The 17,016-nt window shown below is 69.0% G+C and carries 12 protein-coding genes; 6 read left to right on the plus strand and 6 right to left on the minus strand.

Going from position 1 to position 17,016, the window contains the following annotated elements; genetic code table 11:
- The first annotated feature begins 99 nt into the window (after positions 1 to 99).
- The 3 genes from guaB to ADBZ9K_RS13305 all read left to right on the plus strand — a co-directional run bounded on the left by guaB (position 100) and on the right by ADBZ9K_RS13305 (position 4,622).
- The gene (gene guaB / locus ADBZ9K_RS13295; RefSeq protein WP_526621205.1) at positions 100 to 1,677 is read left to right on the plus strand and encodes an IMP dehydrogenase; all 1,578 of its coding nucleotides are present in this window, start codon (positions 100 to 102) and stop codon (positions 1,675 to 1,677) included.
- 19 nt (positions 1,678 to 1,696) lie between these two features.
- On the plus strand, positions 1,697 to 2,824 hold the full coding sequence (locus ADBZ9K_RS13300) for a GuaB3 family IMP dehydrogenase-related protein (protein ID WP_526622621.1): 1,128 nt from the start codon (positions 1,697 to 1,699) through the stop codon (positions 2,822 to 2,824).
- Positions 2,825 to 2,885: 61 nt separating this feature from the next.
- Positions 2,886 to 4,622: a GMC oxidoreductase gene (locus tag ADBZ9K_RS13305; RefSeq protein WP_526621206.1), complete on the plus strand. Its 1,737-nt coding sequence runs from the start codon at positions 2,886 to 2,888 to the stop codon at positions 4,620 to 4,622.
- Here the strand turns inward: ADBZ9K_RS13305 and ADBZ9K_RS13310 are convergent.
- Together ADBZ9K_RS13310 and ADBZ9K_RS13315 are read right to left on the minus strand one after the other, a co-directional pair.
- Positions 4,619 to 6,988, minus strand: a complete 2,370-nt coding sequence (locus tag ADBZ9K_RS13310; protein WP_526621208.1) for a glycosyl hydrolase family 65 domain-containing protein — start codon at positions 6,986 to 6,988, stop codon at positions 4,619 to 4,621. The two genes, ADBZ9K_RS13305 and ADBZ9K_RS13310, sit on opposite strands and share 4 nt — an antisense overlap.
- Positions 6,985 to 7,773, minus strand: coding sequence for a beta-phosphoglucomutase family hydrolase (locus ADBZ9K_RS13315; RefSeq protein ID WP_526621209.1), 789 nt, complete (start codon positions 7,771 to 7,773; stop codon positions 6,985 to 6,987). Before ADBZ9K_RS13315 ends, ADBZ9K_RS13310 begins: the two co-directional genes overlap by 4 nt.
- A 66-nt stretch (positions 7,774 to 7,839) precedes the next feature.
- Here ADBZ9K_RS13315 and guaA point away from each other — a divergent pair, with 66 nt between their 5' ends.
- On the plus strand, positions 7,840 to 9,408 hold the full coding sequence (guaA, locus tag ADBZ9K_RS13320; RefSeq protein ID WP_526621211.1) for a glutamine-hydrolyzing GMP synthase: 1,569 nt from the start codon (positions 7,840 to 7,842) through the stop codon (positions 9,406 to 9,408).
- A 9-nt stretch (positions 9,409 to 9,417) separates the two neighbouring features.
- On the opposite strand, the gene ADBZ9K_RS13325 is transcribed toward guaA, so the two are convergent.
- Positions 9,418 to 10,308, minus strand: coding sequence for a fructose bisphosphate aldolase (locus ADBZ9K_RS13325; RefSeq protein ID WP_526621213.1), 891 nt, complete (start codon positions 10,306 to 10,308; stop codon positions 9,418 to 9,420).
- A gap of 234 nt (positions 10,309 to 10,542) precedes the next feature.
- Here ADBZ9K_RS13325 and imuA' point away from each other — a divergent pair, with 234 nt between their 5' ends.
- Both imuA' and ADBZ9K_RS13335 read left to right on the plus strand, forming a co-directional pair.
- On the plus strand, positions 10,543 to 11,229 hold the full coding sequence (gene imuA', locus ADBZ9K_RS13330) for a DnaE2-dependent mutagenesis accessory factor ImuA' (RefSeq protein WP_526621215.1): 687 nt from the start codon (positions 10,543 to 10,545) through the stop codon (positions 11,227 to 11,229).
- Complete coding sequence (locus ADBZ9K_RS13335) at positions 11,198 to 12,853, plus strand: DNA polymerase Y family protein (protein ID WP_526621217.1); 1,656 nt, start codon at positions 11,198 to 11,200, stop codon at positions 12,851 to 12,853. Before imuA' ends, ADBZ9K_RS13335 begins: the two co-directional genes overlap by 32 nt.
- Here ADBZ9K_RS13335 and ADBZ9K_RS13340 read toward each other — a convergent pair.
- The 3 genes from ADBZ9K_RS13340 to ADBZ9K_RS13350 are packed head-to-tail and all read right to left on the minus strand — an operon-like array spanning position 12,844 to position 16,996.
- Positions 12,844 to 13,887: a nucleoside hydrolase gene (locus tag ADBZ9K_RS13340; protein ID WP_526622622.1), complete on the minus strand. Its 1,044-nt coding sequence runs from the start codon at positions 13,885 to 13,887 to the stop codon at positions 12,844 to 12,846. The two genes, ADBZ9K_RS13335 and ADBZ9K_RS13340, sit on opposite strands and share 10 nt — an antisense overlap.
- A gap of 52 nt (positions 13,888 to 13,939) precedes the next feature.
- Positions 13,940 to 16,552, minus strand: coding sequence for a LuxR C-terminal-related transcriptional regulator (locus tag ADBZ9K_RS13345; protein WP_526621218.1), 2,613 nt, complete (start codon positions 16,550 to 16,552; stop codon positions 13,940 to 13,942).
- Positions 16,553 to 16,600: 48 nt separating this feature from the next.
- A complete protein-coding gene (locus ADBZ9K_RS13350; RefSeq protein WP_526621220.1) occupies positions 16,601 to 16,996 on the minus strand; it encodes an acyl-CoA thioesterase in 396 nt (131 codons plus the stop codon).
- Between the last annotated feature and the right edge of the window lie 20 nt (positions 16,997 to 17,016).

Below are 17,016 nucleotides of genomic sequence, written 5' to 3' on the forward strand. Positions count from 1 at the left end.
GCTCCACACTACGCAGCGCTGCGGGTATCGCGCCAGGGAACGTACCGGCGAGCCGATAGGATGGGGTGCACATTCCACCAGCTGATGGGGGCCCCAACGATGACCATTGCCGAAGGCAGCGCAGGCCGCATCGATGGCCTCACCGCGCATCTGAATGGCCTGCTGGGGGATTCGGTCCCCACCGGCGGTGACGACCCCAACAAGATCGCGATGCTCGGCCTGACCTTCGATGACGTCCTGCTGCTTCCGGCTGCCTCCGACGTGGTACCCGCCGGCGCGGACACCTCCAGCCAGCTGACCAAGAAAATCCGGCTCAAGGTGCCGCTGGTCAGCTCGGCGATGGACACGGTGACCGAAGCCCGGATGGCGATCGCGATGGCCCGCCAGGGCGGTATGGGTGTGCTGCACCGCAACCTGTCGATCGCCGAGCAGGCCGGCCAGGTGGAGACCGTCAAGCGGTCCGAGGCCGGCATGGTCACCGACCCGGTGACGTGCTCGCCGGACAACACGCTGGCCGAGGTCGATGCGATGTGCGCCAGGTTCCGCATCTCGGGTCTGCCCGTCGTCGACCGGAGCGGCTCGCTCGTTGGCATCATCACCAACCGCGACATGCGCTTCGAGGTCGACATGAGCAAGCCGGTCTCGGAGGTGATGACCAAGGCGCCGCTGATCACGGCCCAGGAGGGGGTCACCGCCGACGCCGCGCTGGGGCTGTTGCGGCGCAACAAGATCGAAAAGCTGCCCATCGTCGACGGACACGGGCGGCTGACCGGGCTGATCACCGTCAAGGACTTCGTCAAGACCGAACAGCACCCGCTGGCCACCAAGGACAGCGACGGCCGGCTGTTGGTCGGTGCGGCCGTCGGCGTCGGCGATGACGCCTGGGACCGCGCGATGGCACTGGTCGACGCCGGCGTGGACGTGCTGGTGGTCGACACCGCCCATGCCCACAACCGGCTGGTGCTGGAGATGGTCGGCAAGGTCAAGGCCGAGGTGGGCCACCGCGTCGAGGTCATCGGCGGCAATGTCGCCACCCGCAGCGCCGCCGCCGCACTGGTCGAGGCCGGCGCCGACGCGGTCAAGGTCGGTGTCGGGCCGGGCTCGATCTGTACCACCCGCGTGGTGGCCGGTGTGGGCGCCCCCCAGATCACCGCGATCCTCGAGGCCACCGCCGTGTGCGCCCCGGCCGGGGTGCCGGTGATCGCCGACGGCGGGCTGCAGTACTCCGGCGACATCGCCAAGGCGCTGGCCGCCGGGGCCTCGACCACGATGCTCGGCTCGCTGCTCGCGGGCACCGCCGAGGCGCCGGGTGACCTGATCTTCGTCAACGGCAAGCAGTTCAAGAGCTACCGCGGCATGGGCTCGCTGGGCGCCATGCAGGGGCGCGGTGCGGCCAAGTCCTACTCCAAAGACCGCTACTTCCAGGACGACGTCCTCTCCGAAGACAAGCTGGTGCCCGAGGGCATCGAGGGGCGCGTGCCGTTCCGCGGCCCGCTGTCGACCGTCATCCACCAACTCACCGGTGGCCTGCGCGCCGCCATGGGCTACACCGGTGCGCACACGATCGAGGCGCTTCAGCACGCCCAGTTCGTGCGGATCACGGCCTCGGGGCTCAAGGAAAGCCATCCGCACGACATCACCATGACTGTCGAAGCACCCAACTACTACGCCCGCTAGGGGTCGATCAGTGCGTGACATGGTTGAAATCGGCATGGGTAGAACCGCCCGCCGCACATACGAACTCGACGACATCAACATCGTGCCGTCCCGGCGCACCCGCTCGTCCCAGGATGTCTCGACCGCGTGGCAGCTGGACGCCTATCGCTTCAATGTCCCGGTGGTCGCCCATCCCACCGACTCCCTGGTATCGCCTGAGTTCGCCATCGAGTTGGGTCGTCTCGGCGGATTGGGCGTGCTCAACGGGGAAGGACTCATCGGCCGGCACGCCGATGTCGAGGCCAAGATCGCCCAGGTGATCGAGGCCGCTGAAAAGGAGCCGGAGCCGTCGGTGGCGATCCAGCTGCTGCAGCAGCTGCACGCCGCCCCGCTCGACCCCGACCTGCTGGGCGCGGCGGTCGCGCGCATCCGTGATGCCGGGGTCACCACCGCGGTGCGGGTCAGCCCGCAGAACGCGCAGGCACTCACTCCGACGCTGGTAGCGGCGGGCATCGACCTGCTGGTCATCCAGGGCACCATCATCTCCGCCGAACGGGTGGCCAGCGACGGTGAGCCGCTGAATCTGAAGACCTTCATCTCCGAACTCGACATCCCGGTGGTGGCCGGCGGCGTGCTGGATCACCGCACCGCGCTGCACCTGATGCGCACCGGCGCGGCCGGTGTAATTGTCGGCTACGGGTCCACCTCCGGGGCGACCACCAGCGACGAGGTACTGGGCATCAGCGTGCCGATGGCCACCGCGATCGCCGACGCCGCCGCCGCCCGCCGCGAATACCTCGACGAGACCGGCGGCCGCTACGTGCACGTGCTGGCCGACGGTGACATCCACACCTCCGGTGACCTGGCCAAGGCCATCGCCTGCGGTGCCGATGCAGTGGTGCTCGGCACCCCCCTGGCGCAGGCCGCCGAGTCGCTGGGCGACGGCTGGTTCTGGCCGTCGGCGGCCGCCCACCCCTCACTGCCGCGCGGGGCGCTGCTGCAGGTCGCCGTCGGGGAGCGGCCGTCGCTGGACCGGGTGCTCAACGGGCCCTCCGATGATCCGTTCGGGTCGCTGAACCTGGTCGGCGGGCTGCGCCGGTCGATGGCCAAGGCCGGTTACTGTGACCTCAAGGAATTCCAGAAGGTCGGTCTGACCGTCGGAAGCTGATCGGACGAACTTAGGTCGCCCTTTCTAGCTTGTTACCGGCCAGTAAGTTCATACTGGTTCGATGGAGCCGGATTTCGACGTTCTGATCATCGGTTCGGGTTTCGGCGGCAGCGTCAGCGCGCTGCGCCTCACCGAGAAGGGCTACCGGGTCGGCGTTTTGGAAGCCGGCCGTCGCTTCGCCGACCACGAGTTCGCCAAGACGTCTTGGCGGCTGCGGGAGTTCCTGTGGGCGCCGCGGCTGGGGTGCTACGGCATCCAGCGCATCCACCTGCTGCGCAACGTGATGATCCTGGCCGGGGCCGGTGTGGGCGGTGGTTCGCTGAACTACGCCAACACCCTCTACGTGCCGCCGGACCCCTTCTTCAACGACCCGCAGTGGAAGAACATCACCGACTGGCGCACCGAGCTGATGCCGCACTACGACCAGGCCCAGCGGATGCTGGGCGTGGTCAAGAACCCGACCTTCACCGATGCCGACCGCATCATGAAGGAAGTGGCCGACGAGATGGGTGTCGGCGACACCTTCACCCCCACCCCGGTCGGGGTGTTCTTCGGCCCGAACGGTGAAAAGACGCCCGGCAAGACTGTCGCCGACCCCTACTTCGGCGGCGTCGGCCCGGCCCGCACCGGCTGTATCGAGTGCGGCGAGTGCATGACCGGCTGCCGGCACGGCGCGAAGAACACTCTGGTCAAGAACTACCTCGGCCTGGCGGAAAAGGCTGGGGCGCAAGTCTTTCCGATGACCACCGTCACCGGCTTCGAGCAACGGCCCGACGGCGTGTGGGAGATCCACACGGTGCGCACCGGTCGGCTGGCCCGCAGGAGTTCGCGCACCTTCACCGCCCGCCAGCTGATCCTGGCCGCCGGCACCTGGGGCACCCAGAAGTTGCTGTTCACGATGCGCGACACCGGAAAGCTGCCCAAGCTGTCCGACAAGCTCGGTGTCCTGACCCGTACCAACTCGGAGTCCATCGTCGGCGCGGGCCGGCTGGAGGCGCGTCCGGACCTCGACCTCACCCACGGGGTGGCCATCACCTCGTCGATCCATCCCACCCCCGACACCCACGTCGAGCCGTGCCGCTACGGCAAGGGGTCCAATGCGATGGGGCTGCTGCAGACCCTGATGACCGACGGTCCGGGTCCCGAAGGCAGCGACGTCCCGCGGTGGAAGCAACTGTTCACCAACGCCGGCGCGGATCCAAAGGGCATGCTGCGGATGCTCAGTCCGCGCCGCTGGAGTGAGCGCACGATGATCTCGCTGGTCATGCAGCATCTGGACAACTCGATCACCACCTACACCAAGCGCGGGGTGCTGGGCATGCGCCGCATGACCAGCAAGCAGGGTCACGGCGAGCCGAACCCGACGTGGATCCCGGTCGGCAATCAGGTCACCCGCCGGATCGCCGAGAAGATCGACGGCGTTGCCGGCGGAACCTGGGGCGAGCTGTTCAACATCCCGCTGACCGCCCACTTCCTCGGCGGCGCCGCGATCGGCGACAGCGCTGAGCATGGGGTGATCGACCCCTATCAGCGGGTATACAACTATCCGACGCTGCACGTCATGGATGGTGCGGCGATCTCGGCCAACCTCGGAGTGAACCCCTCGCTGTCGATCACGGCGCAGGCCGAGCGGGCAACCTCGTTGTGGCCCAACAACAACGAGGACGACCAACGTCCCGCTCAAGGGCAGCCCTACCAGCGGCTGGCGCCGATCGCACCGAAGAACCCCGTGGTGCCTGTCGACGCGCCGGGCGGGCTGCGTCACCTGCCGATCGAGCCGGTCAACACCGGGCGTTAGTCCGGGCCCGGCAGTCGCTGATCCCGCCACTGCGGCGCGCGCCCCGGCGGTTGGGTCGGTTCGGGAAGCTGCGGTGGGCAGCTCGTGATCGGGACCGTCGTCGGACGGCGGGTGGTCAGGGTGAGGTCGTCCCCCGCGTGGCGGATGGTCAGTTCCCCGTCCGGGCCGTCGCGCAGCACATAGGTCACCGCGGTGTGGTCGATGGCTGCGCGCAGCCGGAAGTTGCGCCAGCGCAGTCCGAACTCGAGACGCGAAATACCTTCCGGCAGCCGTGGATTCAACGACAAGACGTGCTCGTCGTCGCGCAGGCCGCCAAAGCCGGCGACCAGCGCCGTCCAGGCCCCGGCCAGTGATGCCATGTGCAGGCCGTCGCCGGTGTTGGCGTGCAGGTCACGCAGATCCACCAAAGCGGCCTCCTTGGCGTAGGCGTGGGCCAGCTCCAGGTGCCCCACCTCGGCGCACATCACCGCCTGCGTGCACGCCGACAGCGACGAGTCACGCACCGTCCGGCGCTCGTAGTAGTCGACGTTGCGGGCCTTCTGATCGGCACTGAAGGCGTGGCTCTGCCACTGCATGGCCAGCACTAGATCCGGTTGCTTGACCACCTGCGCCGGGTAGAGCCGTACGTAGGGCTCGTTGAGCAGCAACGGATAGACGGTGTTGGCGTCGAAGTCCCACTCCCGCAGGGTGGTGAATCCCTCGCATTGCGGGTGCACGCCCAACTCCGGGTCGTAGGGGATGTGCACGGCGTCGGCGGCGTCGCGCCAGGCGGCGGTCTCCTCGGTGGTCACCCCCATGTCGCGGGCCGCCTCGGCATGACGCACGCAGGTGTTCACCGCGGCGCGAAGGTTGGCCGCGGCCATCAGATTGGTGAAGACGTTGTCGCGCACCACCGCGGTGTACTCGTCGGGGCCGGTCACCCCGTCGAGATGCCACACCCCGTGCCGGTCGTGATGCCCCAACGACATCCACAGTCGGGCGGTGTCGACCAGCACCGCAAGACCGCATTCGCCGTCGAGCGAGTTGTCGCCGGTGACGGTGCGATAGCGCTCGAAGGCCAGCGCGATATCGGCGTTGATATGCCATGCCGCCGTGCCCGCCGGCCAGTAGGCCGAGCACTCCTCGCCATGGATGGTGCGCCACGGGAATGCTGCACCCGCCAGGTCGAGCTGGGTCGCACGCTCGCGGGCCAGATCCAGGATCGAGGCCCGCCAGCGCAGTGCGTCCGCGGCCGCTTCGGGCTTGGTGTAGGTCAGTACCGGCAGCACGAAACCCTCGGTGTCCCAGAATGCGTGGCCGTCGTAACCCGGTCCGGTGAGCCCTTTGCCGGGGATGGCACGGCGTTCGGCGCGGGCGCTGGCCTGCAGCACGTGGAACAAGCCGAACCGCACCGCCTGCTGGCAGTCCGGGTCGCCCTCCACCTCGACGTCGGCGCAGTCCCAGAACTCGTCGAGGTAGTCGCGTTGCGTGGTGAGCAGCCCCTGCCACCCGGTGTAGCGGGCCCCGGACAGCGCACCGGCCACCTGATCGTGCAGCGCCGGCCGCGACCGCAGGCTCGACCAGCCGTAGGCCAGGTATTTCACGATCCGCAGCTTCTGCCCCGGACGCAATCCACAGATCACCGTGGTACGCGCCAGGTTCTCCCGGGCGATGGTGTCGACCTCGACGCGGCCGGGAACCTCCACCAGGTGGTCCATCGCGGCGGCGACCGAGAGCTTGCTGGCCTTGGTCCGGTGCAGCAGCAGTGCGCCTTCCTCGGTGACCTCGTGGTGCAGGGGCTCCAGCGGGTTCTTCAGCACCGCCGATACCCGCGGGTCCCCGCTGCTGTGCGGCAGGTCCTCGTTGGCCACCAGCTCGGATTGGACTGTGATGAGGGCGAATTCGTCGAGCGCCTCGACGATGTACTCGATGGCTGCCACGCTGCGCTGGGTCAGCGAAACCAGCCGCGTTGAGACGATGCCGACCTGCTTGCCCGCCGGGGAGCGCCATCGGGCCCGCCGGGTCAAGGTGCCGGCGCGCAGATCCAGCACCCGCTCATGCTCTTTCAGGTCGCCGTAGCGCACATCGAAGGGTTCGTCGTCGACGAGCAGCCGCAGGATTTTGCCATTGGTGACGTTGACGATCGTCTGGCCGGCCTCGGGATAGCCGAAGCCCGCCTCGGCGTACGGCAACGGCCGGATCTCGTAGAAGGAGTTCAGGTAGGTGCCGGGAATTCCGTGGGGTTCCCCCTCGTCGAGATTGCCGCGCAGCCCGATATGGCCGTTGGACAGGGCGAACAACGATTCCGCCTGCGCCAGTTGATCCAGATTCAGATGTGTTTCCCGGATCTGCCAGGGTTCGACCGGAAAACCGTCGCCGCCGATCATCCATTCTCCAGCAAATCGGCCAGATCGCTGACAACGACGTCGGCACCGTTGTGCCGCAACGCTTCTGCGTGTCCGACTCGGTCGACACCCACCACGAAGCCGAACTTGCCGCGCCGGCCGGCCTGCACGCCGGCCAGCGCGTCCTCGAACACCGCCGCGGCCGCCGGCGCCACGCCCAGGAGTTCGGCGCCGCGCAGGTAGGAGTCGGGGGCCGGCTTGCCGGTGATGTTCTCCTCGCGCATGGTGACACCGTCGACCCGCTGCTGCACGAAGCGGTCCAGACCGGTGACCTCGAGCATCTCGCGGGTGTTGGCGCTGGAGGACACCACCGCCGCCGGCAGCCCGGCCTGCTTGGCTGCGATCAGATAGCGCCGCGATCCCTCGAATACGTCCACGCCGTCGTCGTGCAGGACCTTCTGGAAAAGTTCGTTCTTGCGGTTGCCGAGCCCGTTGACCGTCTCCGCATCGGGCGAATCGTCGGTGTCGCCGTCGGGGAGTTCGATGCCGCGGCTGGCCAGGAACGAACGCACCCCGTCCTGGCGTTTCTTGCCGTCGACGTATTTCTGGTAGTCAGCCTCGGCGTCGAAGGGGACGAAGTCCGCCCCGGTGCGCCGGGCGCGGTCGTGCAGGTAGGCGTCGAACATCGTCGCCCAGGCTTTAGTGTGCACGCTGGCTGTGTCGGTGAGCACACCGTCGAGGTCGAACAGGCACGCGCGCACTCCGTCGGGCAGCCCCAGCACACCGACCTCCTGTGTTTCTCCTGATGCGTTTCTGCTGGGGTCCATTCCCGTTCTGAGCGCAGAACATGCGTCGGAAACCGATGCGGTGGGGCTCGCCACTAGACTCGACCCGTGACATCCTCATCGCCTCGGCCCGTGTTGGTGGTCGATTTCGGTGCCCAGTACGCCCAGCTAATCGCCCGGCGCGTCCGGGAAGCCCGGGTGTTCTCCGAGGTCATCCCGCACACCGCGACGGTCGACGAGATCAAGGCCAAAGACCCGCAGGCGATCGTGCTCTCCGGTGGCCCGGCCAGCGTGTACACCGAGGGCGCTCCGCAGCTGGACCCCGCGCTGTTCGACCTCGGGGTGCCGGTGTTCGGTATCTGCTACGGATTTCAGGCCATGGCCCAGGCGCTCGGTGGTGAAGTCGCCCACACCGGCACCAGTGAATACGGTCGCACCGAGATGGAAGTGATTGGCGGCGAACTGCATTCGGGACTTCCAGGTAAGCAGCCGGTGTGGATGAGCCACGGTGACGCTGTCACTGCGGCGCCGGCGGGATTCGAGGTGGTGGCGGTCAGCTCCGGCGCACCGGTCGCCGCGTTCGAGGACCGGTCCCGGCGACTGGCTGGGGTGCAGTACCACCCCGAGGTCATGCACTCCCCGCACGGCCAGCAGATCCTGAGCCGTTTCCTGCACGATTTCGCCGGGATCGGGGCCAGCTGGACGCCGGCCAACATCGCCGACTCGCTGATCGAGCAGGTCCGCCAGCAGGTCGGCGACGCCCACGCCATCTGCGGGTTGTCCGGCGGGGTGGATTCCGCGGTGGCCGCCGCGCTGGTCCAGCGAGCCATCGGTGACCGGCTGACGTGTGTGTTCGTCGACCACGGCCTGCTACGCGCCGGGGAACGGGCACAGGTGCAGCGGGATTTCGTGGCCGCCACCGGGGCCAAACTGGTGACGGTGGACGCCGAGGAACGCTTCCTGCAGGCGCTGTCCGGTGTGCACGATCCTGAAGGCAAGCGCAAGATCATCGGCCGGGAGTTCATCCGCGCCTTCGAGGGCGCGGTGCGCGACCTGCTGGCTGAGGGTGACTCGGACGGCCACCCGGTGGACTTCCTGGTGCAGGGCACGCTGTACCCCGACGTTGTCGAATCCGGCGGCGGCGCAGGCACCGCGAACATCAAGAGCCACCACAACGTCGGCGGCCTGCCCGCCGACCTGAAGTTCAAACTCGTCGAGCCACTGCGGCTGCTGTTCAAGGATGAGGTGCGCGCGGTCGGCCGGGAGCTGGGCTTGCCCGAGGAAATCGTTGCCCGCCAACCCTTCCCGGGGCCCGGGCTGGGTATCCGCATCGTCGGTGAGGTGACCGCGGACCGGTTGGACACCTTGCGTCGTGCCGACCTGATCGCCCGCGAGGAACTCACCTCGGCCGGCCTGGACGGCCAGATCTGGCAGTGCCCGGTGGTGCTGCTCGCCGACGTCCGCTCGGTCGGGGTGCAGGGCGACGGGCGCACCTACGGCCACCCGATCGTGCTGCGGCCGGTCTCCAGTGAGGACGCGATGACCGCGGACTGGACCCGGGTGCCCTACGAGGTGCTCGAGCGTATCTCCACGCGCATCACCAACGAGGTTCCCGAGGTGAACCGGGTGGTGCTCGACGTCACGAGCAAACCACCCGGCACCATCGAGTGGGAGTAACCGGCTAAGTTACGTCCTTGAGGCGGAGGCGATTTCGGCGATCGCCTCGTCGAGTGTCTTGTCGAACTCGTCGTCGCTCTGCTGGGCGGTCAACCCCTCGGTCAGGGCGCGGGAGAAGCTTGCGATGACGCCGTGGTTGCGGGCCGGCCGCTCGCAGGCCTCGGCGCGGGAGTATCCGCCGGACAGCGCGAGCACCCGCATGACCTTGGGGTGGTCGACCAGGTCGCGGTAGAGGTCGTCGACGTCGGGCAGGGTGAGCTTGAGCATCACCTGCTGATCGTCGCCGAGGGTGCCGAGATGATTCAGGATCGCGACCTTGAGCTGGGCCTCGGCCTCGCCCTTCGCGGGGGAGTGGATGTCGACCTCCGGTTCGATGATCGGCACCAGCCCGGCGGCCAGGATCTGGCGGGCGATCTCGAACTGCTGGTCGACGACGGCCTCGAGCCCGGCGCCGGGCAGTTTGATGACCGAGCGCATCTTGGTGCCGAAGATGCCTTTGGCGACCGCGCGGGACAGCAACCCGTCCAGACCGTCGATCGGCTTCATCACCTGGGCGCCGTCCTGTTCGGCGGCCAGGCCCTTGTCGATCTTGAGGATCGGCACGACCTTCTTGACGTTCCACAGGTAGTCGGCGGTCGGCCGGCCCTCGATGTCGCGGTCCATGGTCATCTCGAACAGGATCGCGGCGATGATCCGGTCGCCGTCGAAGCTGCCGCTGGTGATGATCCGGGTGCGCATCTGGTGAACCAGATCGAACATCTGCTCGTCACCGGAGTAGGCGTCCTCAGCGATGCCGTAGAGCGTGAGCGCCTTGGGAGTGCTTCCGCCGCTCTGGTCGAGCGCGGCGACGAAGCCGTTTCCGTGGCTGAGCTTCTCGGCTTGTTCGGTGTTTCGTGCCATCGCTGTCGTCCCCTTTCCCCGCGGTCCCGTCGTTGGGTGGTACCCGCCTGAGTGCATGGTGCCAGCCGGCGGGCGGCCGGCGGGACGGGGGTGCAACGCGACCGGCGCACCTCTGCTGCCTCAGCTGTCACGGGCGTCATGGATGGCTTGACGCTGTCGGTGGGTGGGTGTTTACTCGGATCATCGAACGTGCGTTCGAATATAGTGGATGTCGATCGCAGCTGGAGGTGGGCGATGACGGCGGCGATTGCCCTGGGTGAACATCAGCTTAACCGTGCTGAGCAGCTACAACAGCTCAGGCGCCAGATGGCGGCGGTGTCGGGGAAGGTCGGCGGCGGCCGGGGTGCGGTTGAGCGTGCCGATGAGGTGTTGCCGACCTCGGAAAGTTTGCTGCCGATCCCGGAATCGCTGGCCGGACCGCTGCCGATGGGGTTGCCGCGCGGGGTGGTCGCGGTGGCCTCGGGTGCCCGGTCGCTGCCGGTGAGTATGGCTGCAGCCGTGACGGCCGGCGGTGGACATGTGGCCGTCGTCGGGCTACCGGACTTCGGCCTGCTGGCCGCCGTGGAGATGGGTGCGGACCTGAGCCGGCTCGCGGTGATCCCGGACCCGGGAACCGATCCGGTCGAGGTGGCTGCGGTGCTGATGGACGGGATGGATCTGGTGGTACTGGGCCTGGCCGGCCGGACGGTGAGTGCCTCCCGGGCGCGGGCGGTGGTGGCCCGGGCCCGGCAGAAGGGCTGCACCCTGCTGGTCGTGCAGGGGGAGTGGCAGGGCGCCTCGATGCGCCTCGACGCACGGGTGCGCGGTTATGAGATGACCGCGGGCACCGGGGGCGCTCCGGTGTCGGGCTGCGGCCGCATCAGCCGGGTCCGGCTGTCCGTGCGGGCGCATGGTCGCGCCGCGCCGTCCAAGGCCGGCTGACGTGGCCGGCCGGGTCCTGGCGATCTGGTGCATGGACTGGCCCGCGGTGGCCGCGGCGGCGGCTGCCGGGCTGCCGGCGACCGCCCCGGTCGCGGTCACCCTGGCCAACCGTGTGATCGCCTGTTCGGCGGCTGCCCGCGCGGCCGGGGTGCGTCGCACCCTGCGGCGGCGTGAGGCCCAGGCGCGCTGCCCGCACCTGCAGGTGGCCACCGCCGACCCGGCCCGTGATGCCCGCTTCTTCGAGGGGGTGACGGCCGCGGTGGACGACGTAGTGCCCCGCGCCGAGGTGCTGCGGCCGGGGCTTCTGGTGCTGTCGGTGCGCGGCGCCTCCCGCTACTTCGGCTCCGAGCAGGCCGCCGCCGAGCGGCTGGTCGACGCCGTCGCCGCGGCCGGTGCCGAATGTCAGGTGGGGATCGCCGACCAGCTGCCGACGGCGGTCTTCGCCGCCCGGGCCGGGCGGGTGATCGAACCCGGTGGGGATGCGGCGTTTCTGGCCGCCCTGTCGATCCGGCAGTTGGCGAGCGAGCCGAGCCTCTCGGGTCCCGGTCGGGAGGAACTGGCTGACCTGTTGTGGCGCATGGGTATTCGCAACTTCGGCCAGTTTGCGGCATTGTCCGGCACGGATGTGTCCTCCCGGTTCGGGGCCGACGCGATGGCCGCACACCGGTTCGCCCGGGGCGAGCCGGTGCGCGGGCCGTCCGGTCGTGAGCCGGCCGCCGAGCTCGATGCGGTACTGCACTGCGATCCGCCGATCGACCGGGTCGACGCGGCGGCGTTCGCCGGCCGAACGCTGGCCAGCGCCCTGCATCGCAGCCTGGAGGCGGCGGGCGTGGGGTGCACCCGGCTGGCCATCCACGCCGTCACGGCGGCGGGCGGCGAGCTCACCCGGGTGTGGCGGTGCGCCGATCCACTGACCGAGGACGCCACCGCCGATCGGGTGCGCTGGCAGCTCGACGGTTGGCTGACCTCCAGGCGGGCAGGAGCAAAGCGACTCGGGGATGGATTCAGCAACCCCGGCGTGCCCAACGCGCCGGTGACGATGCTGCGGTTGCAACCGGTGGAAGTGGTTTCGGCCGAAGCGCTTCAGCTGCCGCTGTGGGGTGGCATCGGAGAAGAGGATCGGTTGCGCGCTCGCCGCGCGCTGGTCCGGGTGCAGGGCCTGCTGGGTCAGGAGGCGGTCCAGCTGCCGGTGCTCTCCGGTGGGCGCGGTCCCGCCGAGCGCATCACCTTGACCCCGCTCGGCGACGAGCTGGTGCCCCGGGTCGAACCCGACCGGCCTTGGCCCGGCCGGCTGCCGGAGCCTGCTCCGACGGTGATCCTCGATGATCCCGTGGAACTGCTTGATGCCCAAGGTAACCCGGTGCGTGTGACTGCCCGTGGGATGTTCACCGCCGAGCCGGCCCGGCTGGACGGCGGCGGTCGGCACTTCCAGGGTGAGCTCAGCTGGTGGACCGGGCCGTGGCCGGTCGACGAACGGTGGTGGGACCAGGGTCACCAGGCCAGGGCCGGTCGGACCGCGCGCGCCCAGGTGTTGGTGGACAACGGTTCCGGCGCTTCGCCGGGAACCGCACTGCTGCTGTGCTACCGGCAGCGGCGGTGGTATCTGGAGGGGGTCTACGAATGAGCCAGCCGCCGCGCGAACGGCCCCACTCGTTCGATGAACCGGTCGAAGAACGCCGCCGGATCCACGTCGACACCGACGTGTGCGTTGGGTTCTCGGTCCCACCGCCGGCTCCAGTCGGCGATCGTCATACCGCGGGTCAACGTTCCGGTGATTTCGACGTCGACGGTCGTCGTGCGAGTCTGGACCAGGCCGGGATCCAGGGCCACCGCCGCCGCGAGCGGATCGTGCAGGTGGGCCAGATATCCCTCGCCCTGATCGAAGTGGAACTCGAAGTAGAACCGCATCGCATCCTCGAGCGCCCGGATCAACGGGTTGTCGGCCACCGAGCGGGTGCCCCGGGAATCGAGCACGCTCATCGCCACCGTCGTCGACTCCGACGCGCCGGCCAGACGGGCCAGGATGGCCGGCGTCAGCGCGATGTTCTCGGTGAGGTTCAATCCGCACACGATGGGAAGCTGATGCGGTCCAACCGCTTTCGACTCCGCGGCCCGCCCCCAGGCGGCGAACACCTCGGCTGCGGCCTCCGGGTCGACGCTGATGTTCCATTCGGCCACCGGAGTCGTGTTGCCTCGGTAGTCGAAGGAGCCGCCCATGATGACCAGTCGGCGCAACAGAGACGGCAGGTTCGGTTCGGCGCGCACCGCCAGCGCCAGGTTGGTCAGTGGTCCGGTGACCAGACCGATCAGCTCACCGGGTGCGGCGTGCGCGGCGCGCACCCACGCCTCGGCGGCGTCGTAATCGGTGAGTTCGCGCTCGTGCGCGGGCAGCTCGGCGTAGCCCAGTCCGGCCGGTCCGTGGGTGTCCTCGGCGGTGCGCATCGGTGCGTCGAGCGGATGATCGAGCCCGCGTGACACCGGGATGGCGGGTGCGCGGCACAGTTCGAGAAGGCCGAGGTTGTTGCGGCACACCTGATCCACCCCGACGTTGCCACCGGTGGAGGCGATGCCGACGAGCGCCGCATCGGGACTGGCCAGCAGGTACACCAGGGCCATCGCGTCGTCGACGCCGGTGTCCACATCGGCGAAAACGGGCAGCGCAGGCTGGTCTTCCCCGATCGTCACCGCGGTAACGATACCGGCCCCGGCATCACATCCGGAGACCGCGCGTACCGCCCTGGCGGATGATCGCGGCCAGGCCGTCACGATCGGACACATCGAGTTTGAGGCACGCGCGGTACACATGGCCCTCGACGGTGCGAACCGAGACCGAGAGCTGTTGCGCGATTTCCCGGTTCGGCAGCCCCGCCGCCACCAGTTCGGCGACTTCCAGCTCGCGCGCGGTCACCGGCAGCGGTCGGGCCGCCGCCCGGATGGCGGGGGATGAGGCGCCACCGCACAGTGCAGCCAGCTGCATTGCGCGGGTTACCGATTCGATCTCCTGACGCCGGGCACCGCGATGCTCGTGGACCACGGCTGCCTGCGCGGCAGCGTCCGCGGCCGACAGCAGCAGCCCCGCCTTCTCGAAATCGACGCTGACCTCGTCAAGCGCATCGGCATCGGAATCGGCCACCGCGGCGGCGTGGCGGACGTACAGCTGCGGCAGCGGACCATCGACGATCGCTGCCAGCGCCCGCAGCCGTTGCCTCGGTTTGCGGTCGCCGAACCGCGCCGCGTCGTGCAGGGCTTCGGCCTCCACCGCGTACTGCCCGCTGTGCTGAGCGGCGTCGGCGGCCGCGCGGGCCAGGTCGATGGCTCGTCGCCCGCCGCCTCGGGCCGCCGCGATCCATGCATTGGCGATCAGCACCTGGGCGTCGAACAACGCGACCCGGGCACCGGTGTGCTCGGCAGCCTCACCGAGCACCCGCTCGGCGTCGTCGGGCCGTCCCGACCCGGCATAGGCGCGGGCCAACACAAGCCGGCCCGGCAGCCGCCACGGCAGTGAATTCTCGGCGTTGAGCGCCGCCAACGCCTGTTCGAGCGCGGGGATCGCCTCGGGGAATCTGCCGCGGCGCGTCGCGACGAGGCCGGTCATCACCTTGGCGATCGCCCACCCGAGAAACTCGCCTGAGGAAGAGAATTCGCTGTATGCCGTCGCGAGGGCCTCGGCCTTGTCGAGCTCCCCGGCGTAGACCAGGGCAAGTACCTCGCCGTACCGGACCAGCATCCGGATCAGCCCGTCGGTTGATTTCTGGCCGTCGAGGCAGCGTGCGGCGATCGCGGCGAACTCCGTGCCGCGGCCGGCGAACGGCATGGCCAGGCCGGCGACGAACGCGGCGGTCTCCACCGCCTGTTCCGGTGCCTGCGGATTGGACAACACCGCTTCGGCCATCGCCAGACCTTCGGACAGCCTGTCCTGGAAGGTCGTGAAGGCGGCGTCGGCGGCGTCGACCATCGGCCGCAGGACCGGGTCGTCGACGCGGTCGCGCAGCAACGCCATCACGTCCTCGGCGCGTGTCACATCCCCGAGCGACCAGAACACGATCGCCGCCCGCGGGATCCCCCATAACACCAGTGGCCCCTCGTCGAGGTCGTCGGGGTCGAACCGGGCCAGGATCTCGGCGGCTTCCCCGGGCCGGCCCTGCCACATCAATGCCCTGGACAACAGGTGGGCGGCGCGCAGGCCGTCGCCGCGCTCGAAAGCGGTGCGCGCCAGCCGTTCCCCCAACGGTGCATTGGCCAGCGACACCGCGTCCTTGGCGGCGGCGACCAGCAGCCCGGTGTCGGCGGTCTGGTCGCTGTCCAGGTACAGCTCGGCAAGCCGGATCCGGCCCGCCGCCGATGCCGTCTCTCGCCGGTTCAGCACGGTGACGATCTGGCCGCGCAGCATCCGCGCGGACGCGGTGCCGATCCGGCGGCGCACCACGTCGCCGTAGAGCGGGTGGCTGATCCGCGCGTTGAGGGTCGTCCCGTCACGGTCGATGCGGATCAGGTGCGCCTTCTCTGCCGCGTCGATGGCCCGCTCGCCGGCGAGCTCCACCAGCGCATCGATGTCGAGCGGTTCGCACAGCGACAGCAGCCGCAGCACCGTGACCGCATCCGGGTCGGCGTTCTCGAACCGGTTCTCCAGCAGCGTGGCCAGGCCGGAGGACACCGTGGTGGCGCCGCGCAACTGCCACACCCCGTTGACCTTGCTCAGGGTTCCGGCCTCCAGCGCCGCCTCCACCATGTGCCGCAGGAACAGCGGGTTCCCACCGGACTGCGACCAGATGACGTTGGCGCTCAGCTCTTCCAGAGTCCCATCCAGCACCGATTCGACCAGCGCGACGCATTCCTGTTTGGTGAACGGCTCGAGGTCGATGCGGTGCAGATAGCCGTCTTTCCACAACGTCATGACCGATTCGGGGACCGGTTCACCGCTACGTACCGTCGCCACAATCGAACCGGTGCGTTCCATCGCGATCTGGTGCAGCAGGGTGGCCGAGAGCTGATCGAGCAGGTGCGCGTCGTCGATGCCGATCACCGCGGGTCCGTCGGCAAGCAGGGACTGGCGCGCCGAGACCAGCAGCTCGATCGGGTCGCGCGCGTTCGTCGGTTTCACCCACTGGGCAAAGGCACCGAGTGGGATGCCGCTGGAGGATGTGGTGCACGCGGCCCACCGGGCATGGCCGGGAAGGGACGCGGTGACCGACCGAGCCAACGTCGTCTTCCCGACGCCGGCCGCACCGGTGATTACCACTCCGCTCGATTCGCTGTCCGAAAGCGCAGACAGGATGACCTCATGCTTGGCGGGCCGGTCGAGTAGCTGCCAGCCCGTCCCCATGCGGTCAGCCTAGGGCGACGCCCCGCCCAACGCTGGGTGTTCGCGCGGTCAACCAGTCCGGCGCTGATCCCCGAACCGGGCACGGAACCAGTCCGGCCAGTTCTGCTTCTGGAACTCCACCGCGTCGACGCAGACGTGGATCATCGTCGCCTCGGCGATCAGGTCCTCGCCGCGGCGGATGCCGAACCGGCTGCGCAGCGATGTCCGTCCGGGCGGGTCGAATTCCACCGCAACAACCAATTCGTCGTCGAACCGCGCCGGCTGGCGGAACTGCAGCTCGGCGGCGGCCACCACCAGATCGATCCCGCCATCGGTCAGCACCTGATAGTCACCGAAGATGTCCCGGATGGCGTCGGTGACAGCCATGTCGACCCAGGTCAGATAGTGCGCGTTGAAAACCCGGCCCTGCATGTCGCATTCGACGTACCGCACGCGCAAGGGCATCCGGAAACTCCCGGTTGCCA

The organism is Mycobacterium sp. (assembly GCF_965229265.1).
Classification (GTDB): domain Bacteria; phylum Actinomycetota; class Actinomycetes; order Mycobacteriales; family Mycobacteriaceae; genus Mycobacterium.